Genomic DNA, 21,225 nt, shown 5'->3' on the forward strand with positions numbered 1-21,225 from the left:
TAAGTGTGAACCCGGCCTCACTGTTGCGCTGGTGCGCTCTGCCTGGCGGCTGAATGCCGGGCTTAGCGGGCTGCCGAGCCCTCTACGTAGTCCGCGTCCTGCTGCTGCCAGGAGAACAGGGAGCGCAGCTCGCGGCCGACACCCTCGATGGGGTGCTGCTCGGCCTTGGCACGGAGCTCCTTGAACTCGACGCCGCCGTTGTCCTGGTCATCAATGAAGCGCTTGGCGAAGGCACCGTTCTGGATGTCGGCGAGGACAGCCTTCATGTTTTCCTTCACCTCGGGGGTGATGACGCGCGGGCCGGAGACGTAGTCGCCGTACTCTGCGGTGTCGGAAACGCTCCAACGCTGCTTGGCGATGCCGCCTTCCCACATGAGGTCAACGATGAGCTTGAGCTCGTGAAGCACCTCGAAGTAGGCGATCTGCGGCTGATAGCCGGCTTCGGTCAGGGTCTCGAAGCCGTACTGGACCAGCTGGGACACGCCGCCGCACAGGACGGCCTGCTCACCGAACAGGTCGGTTTCGGTCTCTTCGGTGAAGGTGGTCTTGATGACACCGGCGCGGGTGCCGCCAATGGCCTTGGCGTAGGACTTGGCCAGGTCCCAAGCGGAACCGGTGGCGTCCTGCTCCACGGCGATGATGTCCGGGATGCCGCGGCCGGCTTCGAATTCGCGGCGGACCGTGTGGCCGGGAGCCTTCGGGGCGATCAGGATGACGTCAACGCCCTCCGGTGCCTCGATGTAGCCAAAGCGGATGTTGAAGCCGTGTGCGAAGGCCAGGGCCTTGCCTGCGGTCAGCTTGTCCTTGATGGAGTCGTTGTAGATCGAGCGCTGGTGCTGGTCCGGTGCCAGGATCATGATGACGTCGGCCCATTCGGCGGCGTCGGCAACGTTCTTGACCGTGAAGCCTGCTTCCTCGGCCTTGGCGATCGACTTCGAGCCTTCCTTGAGGGCGATGACAACCTCAACGCCGGAGTCGCGCAGGTTCAGCGCGTGGGCGTGGCCCTGGGAGCCATAGCCCACAATCGCAACCTTGCGACCCTGGATGATGGACAGGTCTGCGTCGTCGTCATAGAACATTTCAGTCACTTGCGTAACTCCTCTTGAGTGGATTTCTTCTTTGATATTGTCTGTGGTGCTGGGGTACTGGGCGCTTACGCGGAGCGTAATGCCCTGTCACTCATGGAGCGGGATCCCCGTCCAACGGCCAAGGTGCCGGACTGCACGATTTCGCGGATACCGAAGGGCTCGAGCACTGACAGCAGCGCGGTGAGCTTCTCGGGGTGGCCGGTTGCTTCAATGACCACCGAGTCGGTGGAGACGTCGACCACTGAAGCGCGGAACAGGTCTGCAGCCTGGGTCACCTGCAGGCGTGTTGCGGCATCCGCACGTACCTTGACCAGGATGTGGTCACGCTGTACGGAAGATTCTGAGGTGAGTTCAACAATCTTGATCACATTGACCAGCTTGTTCAACTGCTTGGTGACCTGTTCGATCAGGTCACCGTCGGCGTCGACGACGACGGTCATCCGGGACATGCCCGGGACTTCCGTCGGGCCGACTGCCAAGGAATTGATGTTGAAGGCCCGGCGCGCGAAGAGGCTCGCGACGCGGGTCAGCACACCGGGTTTGTCTTCGACCAGAACGGACAGCGTGTGACGGCTCATGATCAGTCCTCCTCTTCCCATTCCGGGGTCATGTTGCGGGCGACCTGGATCTGGTCGTTGCTCACTCCGGCGGGCACCATCGGCCACACCATGGAGTCGGGGCTCACCACGAAGTCGATGACGACGGGGCGGTCGTTGATCTCCAGTGCCTTCTTAATGGTGGCGTCGATGTCTTCATCGCGCTCACACCGGAAGGAAGCACAGCCGTAGGCCTCACCCAGTTTCACGAAGTCCGGAATCCGGACTGTTTCGTGGCCCGTGTTCAGGTCGGTGTTCGAGTAGCGGCCCTCGTAGAAGAGCGTCTGCCACTGGCGCACCATTCCCAGCGACGAGTTGTTGATGATGGCAACCTTGATGGGGATCTTGTTGATGGCGCAGGTGGCCAGTTCCTGGTTGGTCATCTGGAAGCAGCCGTCACCGTCGATGGCCCAGACCACACGGTCCGGTTCGCCCACCTTCGCGCCCATGGCCGCGGGAACCGCGTATCCCATGGTGCCGGCGCCGCCGGAGTTCAGCCAGGCGTGCGGGCGTTCGTACTTGATGAACTGCGCGGCCCACATCTGGTGCTGGCCAACGCCGGCCACATAAATGCCTTCGGGGCCGGTGAGGGCACCGATGCGCTCGATGACGCGCTGCGGCGCGCTCAGTCCGTCCTCAGGTTCGGTCCAGCCAAGCGGGTAAGTTTCCTTCAGGTTGTTCAGGAAAGCCCACCAGCTCTCCAGGTCAGGCTTGCCGGCAATCTCGAACTGCGACTTCACTGCCTCGGTCAGTTCCGGGATGATCTCCTTGACGGAGCCCACGATCGGAACGTCCGCCGTGCGGTTCTTGGAAATCTCGGCCGGATCGATGTCGGCGTGGATCACCTTGGCGTTGGGTGCGAACGACTTCAGGATGCCGGTGACGCGGTCGTCAAAGCGTGCTCCCAGCGTGATGAGGAGATCCGACTGCTGCAGCGCTGTCACGGCTGAAACCGTGCCGTGCATGCCCGGCATGCCGACGTGTTGCGGGTGGGAGTCCGGGAAGACGCCCCGGGCCATCAGGGTGGTGACCACGGGGGCACCGGTAATTTCGGCGAGTTCACGCAGTTCTGCGGAAGCATGCGCCTTGACCACGCCGCCGCCGACGTACAGGACGGGCTTACTGGCCGCGGCAATCAGCTTCGCTGCTTCGCGGACCTGCTTGTTATGGCCGCGGACCACCGGGCGGTAACCCGGAAGGTCGATCTTGGGCGGCCAGGAGAAGGTCATCTGGCCCTGCTGCGCATCCTTGGCAATATCCACGAGCACGGGACCGGGACGGCCCGTGGAGGCAAGGTGGAATGCCTCTGCCATGACGTGCGGGATGTCGTTGGGGTCGGTCACCAGGAACGAGTGCTTGGTGATCGGCATGGTGATGCCGACTATGTCCGCCTCCTGGAAGGCGTCCGTTCCAATGACCCCGCTGGAAACCTGGCCGGTGATGGCCACCAGCGGCACGGAGTCCATGTGCGCATCCATGATTGCGGTAACGAGGTTGGTGGCTCCGGGGCCCGAGGTGGCGATGCAAACGCCCACCCGCCCGGTAACCATGGCGTAGCCTTGCGCGGCGTGGCCGGCTCCCTGTTCGTGACGGACCAGCACGTGATTCATGCGGGAGGCCATCAAGGGTCATAGGTGGGCAGGATCGCGCCACCGGGCAAACCAAAAATATCGTCCACGCCGAGTTCTTCGAGCGAGCGGACAATTGCTTGCGAACCGGTCATCACCGTCGGGGGTACGACGTTGTTCGGTCCAAGGACAGGAGAGACAGCAGCAGCGTGGTCGACACCGGCAACAGCCGTGCGGTCGGCGCGTTCCGGAGCCTTGGGGGCTCCAGCGGACTTTGAGGCCATCAGCGAGGGGCTGATCGGCGATCCTTTGCTCATCGGACTCTTCCTTTGTGGATCTTCATTAGCGGGTGGTACTCATGGCGGATTCAATTACTGCAAGAAATACTGCAAGAAATAAAAAAACCCCTCAGCCAGCTGGCTCTTCGAGGGGTTGCGCGTGACGGTTCGTTACCAGTCGGGCTATTGAGCCACGCGCTTGGTAAGGACGACGAGGATGCCGACGGTAACGAATGCGATCATGCGTTCAGTTTTCCCTCTATGTGAGACACGTGTCAACGACGACGGCGCGCGTCTCACCATATGGACTCCATCGTCCACGGGTTGATCCTACCCCAAGCCTCCGGCGCCAGCGCCGTCCGCCCGGGGCCCCTCGGATCAGCCCTTATTAAGCCCTGCCGCCTCCAGCGGCGATGTCACCGCCGGAGGCCAGCATGACAGCCAGCTATCCGCAGTATGCGCCGGTGGAGGCGCTGTGCACCAGCTTGGCGTACTTGGCGAGGACGCCCTTGGTGAACTTGGCCGGCAGCGGCTCCCAACCGATCTTGCGGGACTCGAGCTCGGCGTCGTCCACCAGGAGGTCGAACGTGCGGGCAGCGATGTCCACGCGGATCATGTCGCCGTCCTTGACGAAGGCGATGGGGCCGCCGTCGACAGCTTCCGGTGCCACGTGGCCGATGCACAGGCCGGTGGTGCCGCCGGAGAAGCGGCCGTCCGTGAGAAGCAGGACATCCTTGCCCAGACCGGCACCCTTGATGGCTCCGGTGATGGCAAGCATCTCGCGCATGCCGGGGCCGCCCTTCGGGCCTTCGTAACGGATGACGACGACGTCCCCGGCCTTGATCAGGCCCTTGTCCAGTGCGTCCAGGGCGCCCTGCTCGCGTTCGAACACGCGGGCCGTGCCTTCGAAAACGTCGGCGTCGAAGCCGGCGCTCTTAACGACGGCGCCTTCAGGTGCCATGGAACCGTGCAGGATGGTGATGCCGCCGGTCTTGTGGATCGGGTTGTCCAGCGCACGCAGGATCTTGCCGTCAAGGTCCGGCGGGTTGATGGACGCAAGGTTTTCCGCCAGGGTCTTGCCGGTGACGGTGAGGCAGTCGCCGTGCAGCAGCCCGGCGTCGAGCAGTGCCTTCATGATCACCGGAACGCCGCCGATCTTGTCGACGTCGGTCATGACGTAGCGGCCGAACGGCTTCAGGTCGCCAAGGTGCGGGATCTTGTCGCCGATGCGGTTGAAGTCATCCAGGGTCAGCTCAACCTCGGCCTCGCGGGCAATGGCGAGCAGGTGCAGGACGGCGTTGGTGGAGCCGCCGAATGCCATGGTGACGGCGATGGCGTTCTCGAACGCCTTCTTGGTCATGATGTCGCGGGCGGTGATGCCGAGGCGGAGCAGGTTAACCACTGCTTCACCGGACTTGCGGGCGAACTCATCACGACGGCGGTCTGCCGAGGGCGGGGCGGCCGAGCCCGGCAGGGACATGCCCAGCGCTTCGCCGATGCAGGCCATGGTGTTGGCCGTGTACATGCCGCCGCAGGCACCTTCACCCGGGCAGATGGCCTTTTCGATGCGTTCAAGGTCCCCGAGGCTCATCTTGCCGGCGGCACAGGCGCCCACGGCCTCGAAGGCGTCAATAAGGGTGACTTCTTTTTCGGAGCCGTCCTCCAGCTTGACCCAGCCGGGCATGATGGAGCCGGCGTAGAGGAAGACGCTCGCGAGGTCCAGGCGCGCCGCTGCCATCAGCATGCCGGGTAGGGACTTGTCGCAACCGGCCAGCAACACGGAGCCGTCAATGCGCTCCGCCTGCATCACGGTCTCGACGGAGTCGGCAATGACTTCCCGGGAGACCAGGGAGAAGTGCATGCCTTCGTGGCCCATCGAGATTCCGTCGGAAACGGAGATCGTGCCGAACTGCATGGGGAAGCCGCCGCCTGCGTGCACGCCTTCTTTGGCGCCCTGGGCCAGCCGGTTCAGGGAAAGGTTGCAGGGAGTGATCTCGTTCCAGGAACTCGCCACGCCAATCTGGGGCTTGGCAAAATCGTCGTCGCCCATGCCGACCGCACGGAACATGCCACGCGCGGGCGCAGCGTGGATTCCATCGGTTACGACCCGGCTGCGGGGCTTGATGTCCGGCTTGTTTTCTGTCGCGGTTTGGGTGTCCTCACTCATGGGTCAAAGTCTATGGCTCAGACAGGGCCCCAACGACCCGGAAGGGCGCGTTAAGCCGAAAACCGGGAATATTTCGATCAAATAGTGGACTCTCGTCTCGAATACTGAGACAGGACGTTCCGGGCCGGCTATTCACGTGTCACACGTCACGGACCCCGGCGGCGTCGATGGAGGCGGCCTCGGCCTCCAGCATGGACAAAACCTGCCGGATGGTTGTGCGGGCGGCCACGTCCGGGCGGGCGAGGGCCACGATGCTGCGGCGGGCAGTGACCCCCGTCAGCGGCCGCAGGACGAATCCCCTCTCCTGGTTCTTCGAGGCCGTGTAACGCGGCAACAGGCTGAGGCCATGGCCGGCGCTGACCAGGGCCTCAAGCACCCGCAGGTCCGGGAACAACTGGGCACGCATTGCCGCGGAGCCGGCCTTGGCCTCGATCTGGCGCAGCACGGTATCGAACGGAAAGCCTTCCGGCACACCCATCCACGGGAATCCCACAACATCCCTGGCCGTCAGCGAGGGCTTCGCTGCCAGGACGTGCCCGGCGGGCAACGCCACATCCAGGGGCTCATTCAGGAGCGGAACCACCACAAGCCCCTGCCTCGCGAAGACCTCGGGACCATCGACGCTGTGGGCAAGCACCACGTCGTAGTCGGCTGCGAGGGCGGCGAAGCCCGCAACCCCCGGGTCCTCAAAACGCGCCTCGAACGTGAGCCCGTCGATCGCCTTGACGCGGTGCAGGAGGCCGGGAAGGAACATTTCGGCGGCACTCGGGAAGAAGGCCGCCGTGACGTGGGTCTGCCAGCCCCGCCGGTAGGTGTCGATGGTGGCTTCGGCCCGTGCCATGGCCGTGGAAACCTCAGCCGCCGCCGAAGCCATGGCACGTCCGGCCTCGGTAAGGCGCACTCCCCTGCCGGATTTTTCAACCAGGATCACGCCGAGCTCATCCTGGAGGGTCTTGAGCTGCTGCGAGACGGCCGACGGCGTCACGTCCATCGCTTCGGCAGTGGCACCCACGGTGCCCCGGTCCGAAAGTTCACGGAGAATCCGGAGCCGTTTCAAATCCATGAAGCGAGGCTACAGGATGGTGGCGACTCCCCCATGTAAGCCTTTACAGCCCTAATCGCACCGACGTAACGTCAAGCAACGGCAACCTTGCCTTGTGGACAGAAGGGCTCCGCTATGGACTGGATTATCTGGGTCATTGTCATCGTAGTGATCGTGGGGTCGTCTGGTGGCTCCTGAACCGCAACAGTTCAGGGAATACCACCGGAACGTCCATGTCCTCCGATTCAGGAGTGTCCGCTCCACGGACAGAACAGACCGGCGCCGGCCGACCCGCTGGCACCCTTGCCGGCGGCAGTGCAGCCGCGTCAGCCGAAGCAGCGGCCACCACAGGAATGGCAGGCGCTTCCGGCTTCGCTTCGCCGTCGGGACCCACGCTGCCCACCACGAGGGATGACGCCACGGCCGTGGCCCGGGAGGCGCCGGCAGCATCCGCTGCGGCAACTTCGACGCCGGCACCAGCGGCCGCGGCCGCACCGGCCCCGGCGGGTTCGGCTCCCGCTGCCGCAAGCGGCGGAGACGTGGACGACTGGGACGAAGACACAACAGCAGCCACCGGCACCCCAGCGGCAAATACCGGAACGCCCGCGGCAGAGCCGGGCCAGGCGGGCACGGACAGCTCAGGCAGCACGGAACGCGGCGGTGCAGCCGCGGGCGGCAAGGCCGAGTGGGAAGCGCAGTGGTCTGAAGCGGCCAGCACTCCGCATGCTGCGGGAGCGCCCGCCGGGGAATCGCCAGCAACCGCCACGCAGGCACCGGCGGCAGCAACGCCGCCGACACCGATACCGGTGTCAGCCGGGACCCAAATGTCCGGGGCGCAGGCTCCCATCCATCATCCTGAATACACCGAGCCGCACGCCCCCACCCTTCCCGGCGCCGAGTCGGCCGCCGCCGAGGATGTCCCGGTCACCGGCACCAGGGCCGAAGCGGAGGCGCCTTCCGCCACCGGCGAGGGGACAGCCCCCGGGGTTCACCCCGCGCCGCCCTCCGCGGGTGACGCCGAAACAATGCAGGCGGCAGCATCATCAGCGGCCACGGAAGCGGCAGCCAGCCATATGGCTGAACCTGCCGGGCACCTCGCTGCGGACAAGCCTTATGGTGAGGGATCCGCCGCGCCGGGACCGGACGGCAGCGGCCCCGAGGGCTACACGGTCAAAGGCAACGCCCAGTCGATGATCTACCACGACGACACGAGCCCGGACTACGGGGAAACCGTTGCGGAAGTCTGGTTCGAGTCGGCAGCCCATGCCGAAGCCGCGGGGTTCCGGGCTCCCCGGCGGAGCAGGCATTAGGCCCGGACTGCAGCGGAAAGACATCCGGAGGTCCAGATGAACCCGGCGAAGGCGGGGCGCAAATTCAGGTTAGCGCCCCGCCTTTTGCCTGCCGCGGCGGCGGCGGTTGCATTGCTCCTGCTGACGGCCTGCACCGGTGGCGGCGGCGCGCCGCCCACGGGCAACGCCGGCCCGGTCACGGGCAGCAACAGGGCCGTAGAGGCACCGCGGGTGCTGCAGACCATCGGCGGCCTTCAGCTGCCCTGGTCCACCGTGTTCCTGCCGGACGGCACAGCAATCATCTCGGAACGGGACAGTGCGGAACTCAAATCGGTACAGGACGGGTCAATCGCCGTACTCGGCATCATCCCCGGCGTCGTGCCAGGCGGGGAGGGCGGCCTACTGGGGCTCGCCGTGTCCCCTGACTACGGTTCCGACGGATTGCTCTACGCCTATTTCACGTCCCAGGCCGACAACAGGATTGCCCGCTTCACGTTGACGCGACCCGAACCGGGCGGGTCCTTGAAGTTGGGTTCACCGGAAACCATCTTCTCCGGCATTCCGAAGGCTTCCACGCATAACGGGGGCCGTATCCGTTTTGGCCCTGACGGGAACCTCTACGTGGGAACAGGAGATTCGCAGCGGCGCGATCAGCCGCAGGACCGCAACGCCCTGGGTGGCAAGATCCTGAGGATCACCAGGGACGGCAGGCCGGCGCCGGGGAACCCGTTTGGTGACAATCCCGTCTACAGCCTTGGCCACCGGAACGTGCAGGGGCTCGACTGGGACGCCGAGGGCAGATTATGGGCCAGCGAATTCGGCCCCACCGTGGATGATGAGCTGAACCTGATCCAGCCGGGCGGAAATTACGGTTGGCCGGAAGTCACCGGGGCACCGGGCAGGGCGGGCTTCATCGACGCCAAGGTGGTGTGGCCCTCCACGGCGGAGTCGTCACCGAGCGGGCTGGAGATTGTGGGCTCAACGGCCTATCTCGGGGCGCTCCGGGGCCAGCGGCTATGGGCCGTTCCGCTCGATGGTGAAAACGCAGGCAATCCTGTGAGCCATTTCACAGGCAAGTTCGGGCGCATTCGGGACGTTTCCCTCGCCCCGGACGGCACATTATGGATGCTGACGAACGACCAAAACCCTGATTCCGCACTGATTTTGGCCCTGCCAGGCGAGGTGGGGGCTGAGCCCAGGCGCCGATTTCACACTGCACCAAAACTCGTGTAGAGTTTCATGTCGTTGCGGAGATGAACGAGGGAAGCAAAAGACCTCGGGAAGAACCAAAACAACAGCTGCACCTCTAGCTCAACTGGCAGAGCAATTGACTCTTAATCAATGGGTTCCGGGTTCGAGTCCCGGGGGTGCACCACTAAGGGAAAGCCCCTGATCAGCGGAAACGCTGATCAGGGGCTTTTCTCTTTGGCAGAACTTACGCCAAGCAACGCACTGCCTGTGCGCGGCTGTGACACCGCCAAGAGTTCAGAAAAAGCCGTGATTCTGCATTTTTCTGGGAATGGCCATCCTGGAAGCCCAAGTCAGCCTATTGAATCCGCCTTGAGGGATTGAGCCACTCGAGCTACGGCTGCAGGGGCCCGCTGGGCCAGGAACCTCTCAGGTGGCAGTGTTCGCGTTCACAGTGAGGCCTGACTCGGCACTGGCGACGATCGCCTTGGACTCCGGCGTTGAAAAGCGGCTGGCCAGGACTGAGACGACAGCCTGTAGCTCCTGCCGAAGCACGTCGGGATCGATCGAAGCGGCCGCCAGCACGGTACGTTCCATGTCAGCCGCGGCGGCCACGGCATCAACACCGCGTCCGGTCAGCGACACCACGTGGCTTCGGCGGTCGGAGGTGCTGCGCTCCCGCGTGATGTGTCCGTGGGCTTCAAGCCGGCTTAGGGTTTTCCCCATGGTCTGGGCCTGGACGCGCACCAACTGCGCAAGCTGTGCCTGGGTCATGGGCCCGTTGTGCGCAAGGACCTCCATGGCGATGACCCCCGCGTGGGTGAGCCCGATGGCTCCCAGCTTCTCATTCCAGGAATGTTCAACGAGGCGTGCCGCCGTGGACAAAAGGCGTCCCGTGGGCCAGCGATCCATATCAGGCATAACACTTAGTATAGTCAGCGCCGGATTCGTCCCCTGCTCCCCCGCTAACTAAGCTGGGATGTCCAGAACATTCCAAAGGAGAAAATCTTGGCTGAACGACTCACTCCCGGCACTCCGGCTCCAGACTTTACGCTCAAGGATTCCGCGGGGAACGATGTCAGCCTCCAGGATTTCCGCGGCCGCAACACCATCGTCTACTTCTACCCGGCCGCTTCCACGCCCGGGTGCACCAAGCAGGCGTGCGATTTCCGCGACACCCTCACATCCCTGCAGCGCGAAGGCTACGACGTCATCGGCGTGTCGCCTGATCCCGTAAGCAAACTGGCCAAATTTGCCCAGGAGGAAGGGCTGACGTTCCCCCTTCTTTCCGACGCGGACCACGCTGTGGCGGAGGCGTACGCCGCTTGGGGGGAAAAGAAGAACTACGGCCGGACCTACGAAGGCCTGATCCGTTCCACGGTGGTGGTTGATCCGGACGGCAAAGTGGCTGTGGCGCAATACAACGTTCGCGCCACCGGCCACGTCGCCAAACTGCGCCGGGACCTGGGGCTGGACTGACCTTCCGGCCCTGACAGGTTGCCAAGGCACCGCGCGGAAGGCACGTCCCGGAAGGTACACTGGAGGCTGGCATCCGCCGTCGAACGTTTTGTCCTTTTCGAATGGACGTCGTAAGACAGTCCACGACGGCGCCGCGCGCGAGTGGTGAAATTGGCAGACACGCAGGATTTAGGTTCCTGTGCCTTCGGGCGTGGGGGTTCAAGTCCCCCCTTGCGCACAGCAGCGAAACGCCGGAATCCCGGGCCTCACGGCCCGGGATTCCGGCGTTTAAGGGTTCCCGCACCCACCCGGACGCGACCCCAAAAAACAATTCTCCCGGTTCACCCATCCTTGCCTGCCCACCTCCCGAATACCCATTGAGACACCAACCAAGGGTCGGTGCCCACAGTCGGAATAGGGCCAATGCAGTGATCGAAAAAGTCGTTCGCCGCAGGCAATGATCGGCACTAACAAGGAGAATCGAAATGCAGTCATTCAAGCGCACAACTTTCACCGTTGCAGGTGTTGCAGCTGCAGCACTGCTCAGCCTGACCGCTTGCGGAGGCTCCGCCACCACGGCGAACAGTTCTTCCGCACCGGCTTCGACGCCTTCCGCCTCCAGCATGGCTCCCTCCCCTTCGGCCACCTCCCCGGCCGCAATGGACCCCGCCGCGAACCTGGTGGGCCCCGGCTGTGCAGGCTACGCCGAGAAGGTTCCCAGCGGGGCCGGCTCGGTAGCAGGCATGGCATTGGACCCGGTCGCAGTTGCGGCTTCGAACAACCCGCTCCTGACGACGCTCACGGCCGCCGTTTCCGGCAAGCTCAACCCGAAGGTTGATCTCGTCGACACCCTCAACGGCAGCGAATTCACCGTTTTCGCACCGGTTGACGACGCGTTCGCCAAGATCGACCCGGCCACCATCGAAACCCTCAAGACTGACGACGCCCTCCTGAGCAAGATCCTGACTTACCATGTTGTTCCCGGCCAGGTCACCCCGGACAAGATTGTGGGCACCCACAAGACCGTCCAGGGCGGCTCCGTGACCGTCACCGGTACCAAGGACGCCCTCAAGGTCGACGGCGCCAACGTCATCTGTGGCGGCGTCAAGACCGCCAACGCCACGGTATACCTGGTGGACTCCGTTCTGATGCCCAAGTAGGCAACCCCTAGCGCTCCTGCTCCGTCCTTACTCCCTGGACCGACCACGGAGAAACCAAGGCCCGCACCGACCGGAAGAACCCAAGCCGGTGCGGGCCTTGGTTTTGCCGCCTGATTCCGTCCGACGGCTCTCCCGGCCAGCGTCCAGAATCGGTCAATTAGACTGGGACCGGTTCCGCTGCCCGCGGAACTCCAGCCGTCCAGAGGTGATAATCGAGTGCCCAGCAGTAGATCGCGCAGCATCGCAGTCAGTATCGGTTCAGGGGTCCTTTCACTGCTGCTTGCCGCGTGCACGGGGGTGCCCGGTCCCGCGCCGGCGTCGTCCTCGGCTCCAGCCAGCTCAACCGACGCCGCCCCGACGGCAACGTTTACCTTCGGCACGGCTGCCCAGCCGCTGGGCCTTGATCCGGCGCTGGCTTCGGACGTGGAGTCCTACCGGATTACGCGCCAGGTCCTCGAAGGACTCGTGGGAGTTGACCAGACCACGGGCGCACCCACTCCGCTGCTGGCCACCGAATGGGCCGAGTCCGACGAGGGCCGCGCCTACACATTCAAGCTCCGGGAAGGCGTCACCTTCCAGGACGGCACCCCGTTCGATGCATCATCCGTCTGCGCCAATTTCAACCGCTGGTTCAACTTCCCGGAAAGCCTGCGGAAGCAGGCACCCGGCACTTCCTTCAAGGGAGTCTTCAAGGCCCACGCGGACCAGGCCTCGCTGTCCATCTACAAAGGCTGCAAGGCGGTCACGGCCTCGAACGTACGCATCGACCTCACCCAGCCCTTCACCGGTTTCCTGCAGGCGCTGACACTGCCCGCATTCGCGATGTCGTCCCCGCAGGCCATGGCGACGCAGAAGGCCGATGACCTTAGCCAGACCCGCGACGGCCAGCCGCTGTCCGCCTATGCCCTGCACCCCGTGGGCACCGGGCCGTACACATTCGCATCGTGGGACGACTCCAGCGTGAAACTGGTCAGCAACAAGGACTACTGGGGCGACAAAGGCCAGATCGGCACCATCAACTTCGTCACCTACGACCACCCGCAGTCCCGGCTCCAGGCCCTGCTCGACGGAAAGATCGACGGTTACGACGCCGTCACGGTGGGTAATTTCGATCAGCTCGTCAAGCGCGGAAAACAGATCATCCAGCGCGACCCGTTCTCCGTGATGTACCTCGGCATGAACCAGGATGTACCCATCCTCCAGAACATCAAGGTCCGCCAGGCCATTGAACTCGCGGTGGACAAGGAAACGCTGATCCGCAGGTTCTTCATCGACAACACCGCCCAGGCAACGCAGTTCGTCCCGCCCAAGTTGAGCGGGTTCAACAACAACGCACCTTCCCTGGGGCACGATCCGGCCAAGGCCAAGGCACTGCTCGAAGAAGCCGGATACAAGGGCGAGGAACTCAAGTTCTACTATCCCCTGAACGTAACCCGGCCCTACCTCCCCACACCCGAGAAGGTCTACGCAGAGCTCAGCAAGGAGCTGACTGCTGTGGGGCTGAACGTCAAGCCCGTGCCGGTGGACTGGGCCGACGGCTACCTGCAGAAGGTCACCTCCCCGGGCGACCACGCCCTGCACCTGCTGGGATGGAACGGTTCCTACGCGGATCCGGACAACTTCGTTGGCCCCTTGTTCGGCGAAAAGAACGGCGAGTTCGGTTACCAGGATCCGCAGGTCTTCTCCAAGATCGCGCGTGCCCGCGGCTTGCCGGAGGGAGATGAACGGACCAAGCAGTACCAGACCATCAATGCCCAGATTGCGGAGTCCGTCCCGGCCGTCCCGATTGCCTACCCCATTTCCGCGCTGGCTCTGTCCGACCGGGTGCTCAAGTACCCCGCTTCGCCGGTATTAAACGAGGTTTTCACAAAGGTGGAACTAAAACCTTGACGGCGGGGCCCAATTTCAGTTAGAGGGGTGCTCGGGATATTCTGTGACAGCCAGAGCCGCTGCTATCGGAGACTCATTGTGACTTTCATTTCCAAGACCCAACATGCCGACGTCGTCCTGATTGGCGGCGGCATCATGAGCGCCACGCTGGGTGCGTTCATCAAGCAGCTTGAGCCGAACTGGACCATCTCGCTGTTTGAACGGCTCGACGACGCCGGCCTGGAAAGCTCGGGCCCGTGGAACAACGCAGGCACCGGACACGCTGCCCTGTGTGAGCTTAACTACTCCCCCGCAGCCAAAGACGGCTCGGTTGACCCCTCCAAGGCGCTGCACATCAACGAGCAGTTCCAGCTGTCCCGCCAGTTCTGGTCCCACCTGGTCAGCAACTCCCTCATCGCCTCCCCCAAGGGCTTCATCAACACGGTCCCGCATATGAGCTTCGTGATCGGGGACGCCAACGCGGAGTTCCTCAAGACCCGGTATGAGGCACTGAAGCCGAACGCCCTCTTCCGCTCCATGGAGTACTCCGAAGACCACGCCCGGATTGCCAAGTGGGCGCCGCTGATCGTCAAGGGCCGCGACCCCAAGCAGAAGATTGCGGCCACCCGCGCCGCCGAGGGAACCGACGTCGACTTCGGCGCACTGACCCGCGAGCTGACCACTTACCTGGGCAACAACGGCGTCGAGATCAACTACGGCCACGACGTCAACGGTATCCGCCGCGCCCCCGGCGGCGGATGGGACCTCACGCTGAAGCACAAGAGTTCGGGCGAGCACGGCAACATCCGCGCCAAGTTCGTGTTTGTCGGCGCCGGCGGCGGTGCCCTGCACCTCCTGCAGGCGTCCGGGATCCCGGAGAGCAAGGGCTACGGCGGCTTCCCGGTCTCCGGCCAGTTCTTCCGCTGCACCGACGAAAAGCTCGCCAGCCAGCACAGCGCCAAGGTCTACGGACAGGCCTCCGTCGGAGCGCCGCCCATGTCCGTTCCGCACCTCGACACCCGCTACGTCAACGGCAAGCGCTCCCTGCTGTTCGGCCCGTACGCCGGGTTCTCCACCAACTTCCTGAAGAATGGCTCCTACCTGGACCTGCCGCTGTCGATCCGCCCCAGCAACATCATCCCGATGCTGGCGGTGGCCAAGGACAACATGGACCTCACCGCCTACCTGGTCAAGGAAGTCGCCAAGCGCCACAGCGACAAGGTGGAGGCCCTGCGCGAGTACTACCCCGAAGCAAAAGACGGTGATTGGGAACTCATCACCGCCGGCCAGCGTGTTCAGATCATCAAGAAGGATCCGAAGAAGGGCGGTGTCCTGCAGTTCGGCACCGAAGTGATCGCCGCGCGTGACGGTTCCATCGGTGCCCTGCTCGGTGCTTCCCCCGGAGCATCCACAGCCGTGCCGATCATGATTGAGCTCCTGCAGAAGTCCTTCCCGAAGGACTTCAAGGGCTGGCAGTCCAAGCTCAAGGAAATGATGCCCGGATACGGCATCAAGCTCAACGACAACCCGGAACTGGCCGCGCAGCTGGAGGCAGAAACTGCCAGGACCCTCCAGCTGGAAGCGGTGAACGCACCTTCCAGCTGACGCCCTACGGGTTACGGCAGGTTTCACCCCCAACCACAAGACCGTTTACCCACCAGGAGACAATGAGATGCACCGGCTGGCAAGACTTTCGCTGGCAAACAGGGCCCTGATCGCGCTGATCACCGTTTTCGCATCGGTGTTCGGCGTGATCACCATGTCCTCGCTGAAGCAGGAGCTCATTCCGTCCATCGAGTTCCCGCAGATCACGGTCATCTCGGCCATGCCGGGCGCTTCCCCCGAAGTTGTGGACAAGCAGGTGAGCGGGCCCCTCGAGACCGCACTGAACGGTGTCGAGGGACTCGAGTCGACGTCGTCCACGTCCCGCAGCGGCGTTTCGCAGATCACCATGGTGTTCACGTACGGGTCCAACATGGACCGGGCGCGGAACCAGATCGACCGTGCCATCTCCAACGCCAAGCGGTCGCTGCCGGATGATGTCCAGCCGCAGGCAATTGCGGGCAGTATCAGCGACTTCCCCATCGTGTTCCTGGCGGTCTCCTCGGACAAGCCGCTCAGCGAGCTGAACGCCGACCTCCAGCGGCTCAGCGTGCCCCGCCTGCAGAAGCTCGACGGCGTCAGGGGCGCCGACGTGACCGGCGGCGCCACCCAGCACATCCAAATCCTTCCCCGGGCCGAGGCCATGGCGGCCAAGGGTGCCACCGTCCAGTCCATCAGCAACGCACTGAAGAACAACGGCGCGCTGGTTCCTGCCGGCACCGTCGAGGAACAGGGCAAGACCCTCTCACTGCAGGTCGGCAGTCCGGTGGACTCGCTGGACGCCGTCAAGGCCCTCCCGCTCACCGGAGCGAAGGACGCCGCCACTATCGGCAGCGTGGCCGACGTCAGCATCAAGGACGACGTCCGCACCTCCATTACACGGACCAACGGCAAGGAGACCCTTGCCCTGTCCGTGACCAAGAAGCCGGAAGGCGACACCGTAGCGATCTCGCACGCGGTGAAGGATTCCATCGGCCAGCTCGAGGCCGAACTCGGGTCCAACGCCAAATTCACCCCGGTGTTCGACCAGGCACCCTTCATCGAGAAGTCGATCAGGGACCTCACCACGGAAGGCCTGCTGGGCCTTGGCTTCGCCGTTGCCGTGATCCTGCTGTTCCTGATGTCCGTCCGGTCCACCCTGGTAACGGCCGTGTCCATCCCGCTGTCCCTGCTGATCACGTTCATCGGGCTCTCAGCCATGGGATACTCCCTGAACATCCTGACGCTCGGGGCCCTTACCATCGCGATCGGCCGGGTGGTGGATGACTCAATCGTCGTGATCGAGAACATCAAGCGCCACCTCAGCTACGGCGAAACCAAACTCGCGGCCATTCTGACCTCCATCCGCGAGGTGGCGGGCGCCATCACCGCGTCCACCCTGACCACTGTTGCCGTGTTCCTGCCCATCGCCTTCGTCGGGGAACTTGCCGGCGAACTGTTCCGGCCCTTTGCCCTGACCGTCACCATTGCGCTGGTGTCCTCGCTGTTGGTCTCGCTGACGATCGTTCCCGTGCTGGCGTACTGGTTCCTCAAGACACCGGCCGGCAGCGCAGGCACGGCAGTGTCCGCCGTCGCCGCCCGGGAAGCAGCGGCCAAAGCACATGAGGCCGAGCAGCGGAGCCGGCTCCAGCGCGGCTACCTGCCCATCCTGAACAAGACCCAGAAGCACCCGGTGGTAACCCTCGTTGCGGCCGTCCTGGTTCTCGGCGGGACCGCGGCGATGACGCCGCTGCTCGCCACCGACCTGCTGGGCCGGTCCGGCGAGAACAGCATGACGGTCCGCCAGGTCCTCCCCGCCGGAACCAGCCTGACGGACACCAGCGCCGCTGCCGCGAAGGTCGAAGACGTGCTGCGCAACATCGACGGCATCAAGGACGTGCAGGTCACCTCCGGCAACGCCCAGACCGGCTTCACCGCCCTGACCTCCAGCGGCGCGTCCAACTCCTCGTTCACCGTGGTGACCGACGAGAAGGCCAACCAGGCCCGGCTGCAGGACACCGTTCGCACCGAACTGGCCCGGATCAGCGACGCCGGCAAGATCTCGGTGGGCTCCCAGCAGGGCGGATTCGGCACCACCTCCACGGTGGACATCACCATCAAGGCCGCGAACTCCGCCGACCTCAGGGCTGCGAGCGATGCCCTGGTGGCGGCCATGGACGGCGTTCCCGGAAGCAGCGAGGTTGCCACCAACCTTGCCGCCACCCAGCCGGTGGTGCAGGTCAAGGTGGAGCGTGCCAAGGCCGTGGCGGCCGGACTCAACGAGGAGCAGGTGGCGGGCGTCCTGGCGTCCACCATCAGCCCGCTGCCTGCCGGCACCGTGCGGATCGACACCAATGATTTCCCGGTCCGGATCGGCGAGGGAACCCGGTTCACCAGCATCAGCGCCGTACGGAGCATCCCGCTGCCGGCCGCCGGCGGCGCCGTACCGCTGGGCAGCATCGCTTCCGTGGAGCAGGTGGACGCTCCCGTCTCCATTACCGCCAGCAACGGCCAGCGCACCGCGCGGGTCTCCGTGACGCCGTCGGGGGCCAAACTGGGCGCGGTGAGCACCGAGGTGCAGAACCGGCTGAAGGCAGTGGAACTGCCGTCCGGCGTCACGGCGACGATCGGCGGCGCCACCACCCAGCAGACGGAGTCATTCCAGCAGCTGGGCCTGGCCCTGCTTGCAGCCATCGCCATTGTGTACGTGATCATGGTGGCTGCCTTCAAGTCGCTTGTTCAGCCGCTGATCCTCCTGGTGTCCATCCCGTTTGCCGCCACGGGCGCGGTGGCCCTGCTCCTGGTAACCGGTGTGCCGCTGGGCCTGCCGTCGCTCATCGGCATGCTGATGTTGGTTGGCATTGTGGTGACCAACGCAATCGTCCTGATAGACCTGATCAACCAATACCGGCAACCGCGCGACGGCCAGCCCGGGATGACCGTGGCGGAGGCCATTACGCACGGTGCCAGGCAGCGCCTGCGCCCGATCCTGATGACCGCCCTGGCCACCGTCTTCGCACTGACGCCCATGGCGCTGGGACTCACCGGCGGCGGCGGCTTCATCTCCCAGCCGCTGGCCATCGTGGTGATCGGCGGCCTGATCTCCTCAACCGCGCTGACGCTGGTCCTGGTACCGGTGCTGTACCGGCTGGTGGAGGGGCGCCGGGAGAGGAAGGCCACGCTCCGCGCGATGCATGAACGCCCCGACTTCGGGCCGGCAGACGACGTCGACGCGGAGTTCGTCGACTGGACAACGGGCATGGTTCCCAAGGTCTCCGGCCGCAGGGCAGCAGCCGGCGACCCCGAGTAGCCCCTTCCGTTCGCCGCCTTGCCTCGTGAATCGGAATTCCCACGCCACCCCGGTGGCGTGGGAATTCTGTTTTAACCCCGGGAATATCCTGGCGTGCCTGACGTTACATCGAACGATAGATGCAAATGCATGTAAATCGGCTACACTGGGACAAAGACCCGGAGCAGTCCGGAACTGAAGGAAGGCACATCATGCAGATCGGCGTATTCAGCGTCAGTGACATCACCACTGATCCCACCACTGGCCGCACTCCCACTGAACACGAGCGCATCAAGGCGTCCGTGGCGATTGCCAAGAAGGTCGAAGAGATCGGCATGGACGTCTATGCCATCGGCGAGCACCACAACCGCCCCTTCTTCTCCTCCTCCCCCACCACCACGCTGGCCTACATCGCGGCTCAGACGGAGCGGATCATCCTGTCCACCGCGACAACGCTGATCACCACCAACGACCCCGTAAAGATCGCCGAAGACTTTGCCATGCTGCAGCACCTCTCCGACGGCCGGGTGGACCTGGTGATGGGACGCGGCAACACGGCGCCGGTCTACCCTTGGTTCGGCAAGAACATCCAGGACGGCATTGAGCTCGCCATCGAAAACTACAGCCTGCTCCGCCGGTTGTGGGACGAGGACACCGTGAACTGGTCCGGCAAGCACCGCACGCCGCTGCAGAACTTCACCTCCACCCCGCGCCCGCTCGACGGCGTGGCCCCCTTCGTGTGGCACGGCTCCATCCGCACGCCGCAGATTGCAGAGGTCGCCGCCTACTACGGCGACGGGTTCTTTGCCAACAACATCTTCTGGCCCAAGGAGCACTACCAGCAGCTGATCGGCCTCTACCGCGAGCGGTATGAGCACTACGGCCATGGCAAGGCAGACCAGGCGATTGTGGGCCTGGGCGGACAGTTCTTCATGCGGAAGAACTCCCAGGATGCGGTGAAGGAGTTCCGCCCCTACTTCGACAACGCACCCGTCTACGGCCACGGGCCGTCGCTCGAGGACTTCACGTCGCAGACGCCGCTGACCGTTGGCAGCCCGCAGGAAGTCATCGAAAAGACGCTCACCTTCCGCGAGTACTTCGGCGACTACCAGCGCCAGCTCTTCCTGATTGACCACGCCGGGCTGCCGCTCAAGACCGTGCTCGAACAGCTGGACCTGTTCGGCGAGGAGGTCCTGCCGGTCCTCCGCAAGGAGTACGCGGCCCTGACCCCGGCCCACGTGCCGGAGCCGCCCACGCATGCCGGCCGGGTGGCGGCCCGGCTGGCTGCCCAAGTGCCGGAAGACGCACTGGGCAGCTCGACGGCACAGGATTCCTGATGAACGCCCAGCCAGCCGAGTCGCCGGTCCGCCTGGCCGCCGAAACCTGGGAATCGCTGTTCCGCGCCCAAGTGGCGGTGATGCGCCGGCTTCAGTCCGGCCCGGCCTTCAAGGCGCTGGCCGTCAACGAGTATGACGTCCTGTTCACCCTCTCACGCTGCCCGTCCGGCTGGCTGCGCCTGAATGAGCTCAACGACAACGTGCTGCTCAGCCAGTCCAGCCTCAGCAGGCTCGTGGAACGGCTGGAGAGGCGGGGGCTCCTGGAGCGGATGCCGGCGCCCCAGGACGGCCGCGGGGTGCTGCTGAAGCTGACGGACGCCGGCCGGGACCTGCAGAAGCAGATCGGGCGCGAACACGTGCGCGACATCTCCGCGCTGCTGACTCCGGCATTGACGGCAGGCGAGCAGCGCGAACTGCTGCGGCTCACCGAAAAGCTGCGCGGGGCCGTGTCCGGACGCTGACCGCTTGCCCGTCCCGGCGCCGTGCGTCGCCGGACGGGCATGCCTTAGGCGAGGGCGACGAGCTTCGCGGGGTCTTCCAGGGGCAGGTCCCCGTTGACCACTGCGGTGACGCGAAGTTCCCGCAGGGACAGGCTTCCGCCCACCGTGGACAGGAATGCCGTGTCCGAGGAGTCCCGGCCGGCGGTAATCCGGATCATGCTCTCCCTTGGGGCGAGCCCGGTGGGGTCAATGACATGCCAGGCATTGTTGATGTAGGCCTCGGCCACGGCATGGAAATCCATCGGGCTGAGCCCGGGGGCATAGACGGCAACGAGCCTGGCCGGCACGTCCTTGGAGCGCAGCAGCGCGATTGCCAGGTGCGCGAAGTCCCGGCACACGCCGCGGCGGTGGAGGAGCGTCTCCACTGCCCCGTCGGTCCCGCGGGACGATCCGCTGACGTACCGGAGCTCACTGAAGACCCAGTCACGGACGGCGTGCAGGAGTTCCTCCCCCTGGAGGCCGCCGAATTCGGCATAGGCCGTGGGGAGCAGCCGGTCGGATTCGGCATAGCGGCTGGGTCGGACGTAGCGGATGAGCTCCATCCGGTTGGGCTCTTCCGGCTGTGCCAGTCCGGCAACGGTGGCGGTGTAGTCCACGGTCACTTCGGTGGGTTCAGCGAACTCCATATAGTGGAAGCGCCCGCCGTGGTGGTCCGAAAGTTCCGTCACTGGAACCTGTTCCGCCCCTGACGTCACCGAGAGCGACTCTTCGAGCGACGAATAGCCCGGGTTCCGGGCGACGGAAACCGCCAAGGCGACTTTGGTTTCAGCTACGGTCTTGAAGACGAGCCGGGCGGCCACGGTGCGTTCCATGTA

At 64.6% G+C, this 21,225-nt stretch carries 15 protein-coding genes, 2 tRNA genes and 1 pseudogene; 11 read left to right on the plus strand and 7 right to left on the minus strand.

Features of this window, described 5'->3' with window-relative positions; all coding sequences use genetic code 11:
* Window positions 1-62: 62 nt before the first annotated feature.
* The 5 genes and pseudogenes from ilvC to FCN77_RS16630 all read right to left on the minus strand — a co-directional run bounded on the left by ilvC (window position 63) and on the right by FCN77_RS16630 (window position 6,760).
* On the minus strand, window positions 63-1,088 hold the full coding sequence (gene ilvC, locus FCN77_RS16610; protein ID WP_137323156.1) for a ketol-acid reductoisomerase: 1,026 nt from the start codon (window positions 1,086-1,088) through the stop codon (window positions 63-65).
* Window positions 1,089-1,153: 65 nt separating this feature from the next.
* Complete coding sequence (ilvN, locus tag FCN77_RS16615; protein ID WP_055796055.1) at window positions 1,154-1,666, minus strand: acetolactate synthase small subunit; 513 nt, start codon at window positions 1,664-1,666, stop codon at window positions 1,154-1,156.
* Window positions 1,667-1,668: 2 nt separating this feature from the next.
* A pseudogene (locus FCN77_RS16620) lies at window positions 1,669-3,569 on the minus strand (acetolactate synthase large subunit).
* A 406-nt stretch (window positions 3,570-3,975) separates the two neighbouring features.
* The gene (ilvD, locus tag FCN77_RS16625; RefSeq protein ID WP_137323157.1) at window positions 3,976-5,697 is read right to left on the minus strand and encodes a dihydroxy-acid dehydratase; all 1,722 of its coding nucleotides are present in this window, start codon (window positions 5,695-5,697) and stop codon (window positions 3,976-3,978) included.
* Window positions 5,698-5,836: 139 nt separating this feature from the next.
* Window positions 5,837-6,760: a LysR family transcriptional regulator gene (locus FCN77_RS16630; RefSeq protein ID WP_137323158.1), complete on the minus strand. Its 924-nt coding sequence runs from the start codon at window positions 6,758-6,760 to the stop codon at window positions 5,837-5,839.
* Window positions 6,761-6,972: 212 nt separating this feature from the next.
* Between FCN77_RS16630 and FCN77_RS16635 the strand changes: the two genes are divergently transcribed.
* From FCN77_RS16635 to FCN77_RS16645, 3 genes are all read left to right on the plus strand, one after another.
* Window positions 6,973-8,049: a hypothetical protein gene (locus tag FCN77_RS16635; protein ID WP_254678597.1), complete on the plus strand. Its 1,077-nt coding sequence runs from the start codon at window positions 6,973-6,975 to the stop codon at window positions 8,047-8,049.
* A gap of 36 nt (window positions 8,050-8,085) precedes the next feature.
* Complete coding sequence (locus FCN77_RS16640) at window positions 8,086-9,261, plus strand: sorbosone dehydrogenase family protein (protein ID WP_137323159.1); 1,176 nt, start codon at window positions 8,086-8,088, stop codon at window positions 9,259-9,261.
* 67 nt (window positions 9,262-9,328) lie between these two features.
* A tRNA-Lys gene (locus tag FCN77_RS16645) sits at window positions 9,329-9,403 on the plus strand.
* A 242-nt stretch (window positions 9,404-9,645) separates the two neighbouring features.
* Here the strand turns inward: FCN77_RS16645 and FCN77_RS16650 are convergent.
* Window positions 9,646-10,137, minus strand: a complete 492-nt coding sequence (locus tag FCN77_RS16650) for a MarR family winged helix-turn-helix transcriptional regulator (RefSeq protein WP_254678598.1) — start codon at window positions 10,135-10,137, stop codon at window positions 9,646-9,648.
* Window positions 10,138-10,224: 87 nt separating this feature from the next.
* Here FCN77_RS16650 and bcp point away from each other — a divergent pair, with 87 nt between their 5' ends.
* The 8 genes from bcp (at window position 10,225) to FCN77_RS16690 (ending at window position 20,371) form a co-directional block, all read left to right on the plus strand.
* Window positions 10,225-10,695, plus strand: a complete 471-nt coding sequence (gene bcp, locus FCN77_RS16655; RefSeq protein WP_137323160.1) for a thioredoxin-dependent thiol peroxidase — start codon at window positions 10,225-10,227, stop codon at window positions 10,693-10,695.
* Window positions 10,696-10,830: 135 nt separating this feature from the next.
* Window positions 10,831-10,912 (plus strand) — tRNA-Leu (locus FCN77_RS16660).
* A 247-nt stretch (window positions 10,913-11,159) separates the two neighbouring features.
* Window positions 11,160-11,834, plus strand: a complete 675-nt coding sequence (locus FCN77_RS16665; RefSeq protein ID WP_137323161.1) for a fasciclin domain-containing protein — start codon at window positions 11,160-11,162, stop codon at window positions 11,832-11,834.
* A gap of 216 nt (window positions 11,835-12,050) precedes the next feature.
* Window positions 12,051-13,724, plus strand: a complete 1,674-nt coding sequence (locus FCN77_RS16670) for an ABC transporter substrate-binding protein (protein WP_137323162.1) — start codon at window positions 12,051-12,053, stop codon at window positions 13,722-13,724.
* Between the two features lie 78 nt (window positions 13,725-13,802).
* Window positions 13,803-15,308 (plus strand): malate:quinone oxidoreductase, encoded by a 1,506-nt coding sequence (locus FCN77_RS16675; RefSeq protein ID WP_137323163.1) that lies wholly within the window; start codon window positions 13,803-13,805, stop codon window positions 15,306-15,308.
* A gap of 67 nt (window positions 15,309-15,375) precedes the next feature.
* A complete protein-coding gene (locus FCN77_RS16680) occupies window positions 15,376-18,594 on the plus strand; it encodes an efflux RND transporter permease subunit (RefSeq protein ID WP_137323164.1) in 3,219 nt (1,072 codons plus the stop codon).
* A gap of 191 nt (window positions 18,595-18,785) precedes the next feature.
* Window positions 18,786-19,910: an LLM class flavin-dependent oxidoreductase gene (locus FCN77_RS16685; RefSeq protein ID WP_137323165.1), complete on the plus strand. Its 1,125-nt coding sequence runs from the start codon at window positions 18,786-18,788 to the stop codon at window positions 19,908-19,910.
* The gene (locus FCN77_RS16690; protein WP_137323166.1) at window positions 19,910-20,371 is read left to right on the plus strand and encodes a MarR family winged helix-turn-helix transcriptional regulator; all 462 of its coding nucleotides are present in this window, start codon (window positions 19,910-19,912) and stop codon (window positions 20,369-20,371) included. The genes FCN77_RS16685 and FCN77_RS16690 overlap by 1 nt, the downstream gene beginning before the upstream one ends.
* 44 nt (window positions 20,372-20,415) lie before the next feature.
* Here FCN77_RS16690 and FCN77_RS16695 read toward each other — a convergent pair whose 3' ends face one another.
* Entirely contained in the window at window positions 20,416-21,222 is an 807-nt protein-coding gene (locus FCN77_RS16695; RefSeq protein ID WP_137323167.1) for a transglutaminase family protein, read from the minus strand.
* Between the last annotated feature and the right edge of the window lie 3 nt (window positions 21,223-21,225).

This window comes from Arthrobacter sp. 24S4-2 (assembly GCF_005280255.1).
Taxonomy (GTDB): Bacteria; Actinomycetota; Actinomycetes; order Actinomycetales; family Micrococcaceae; genus Arthrobacter.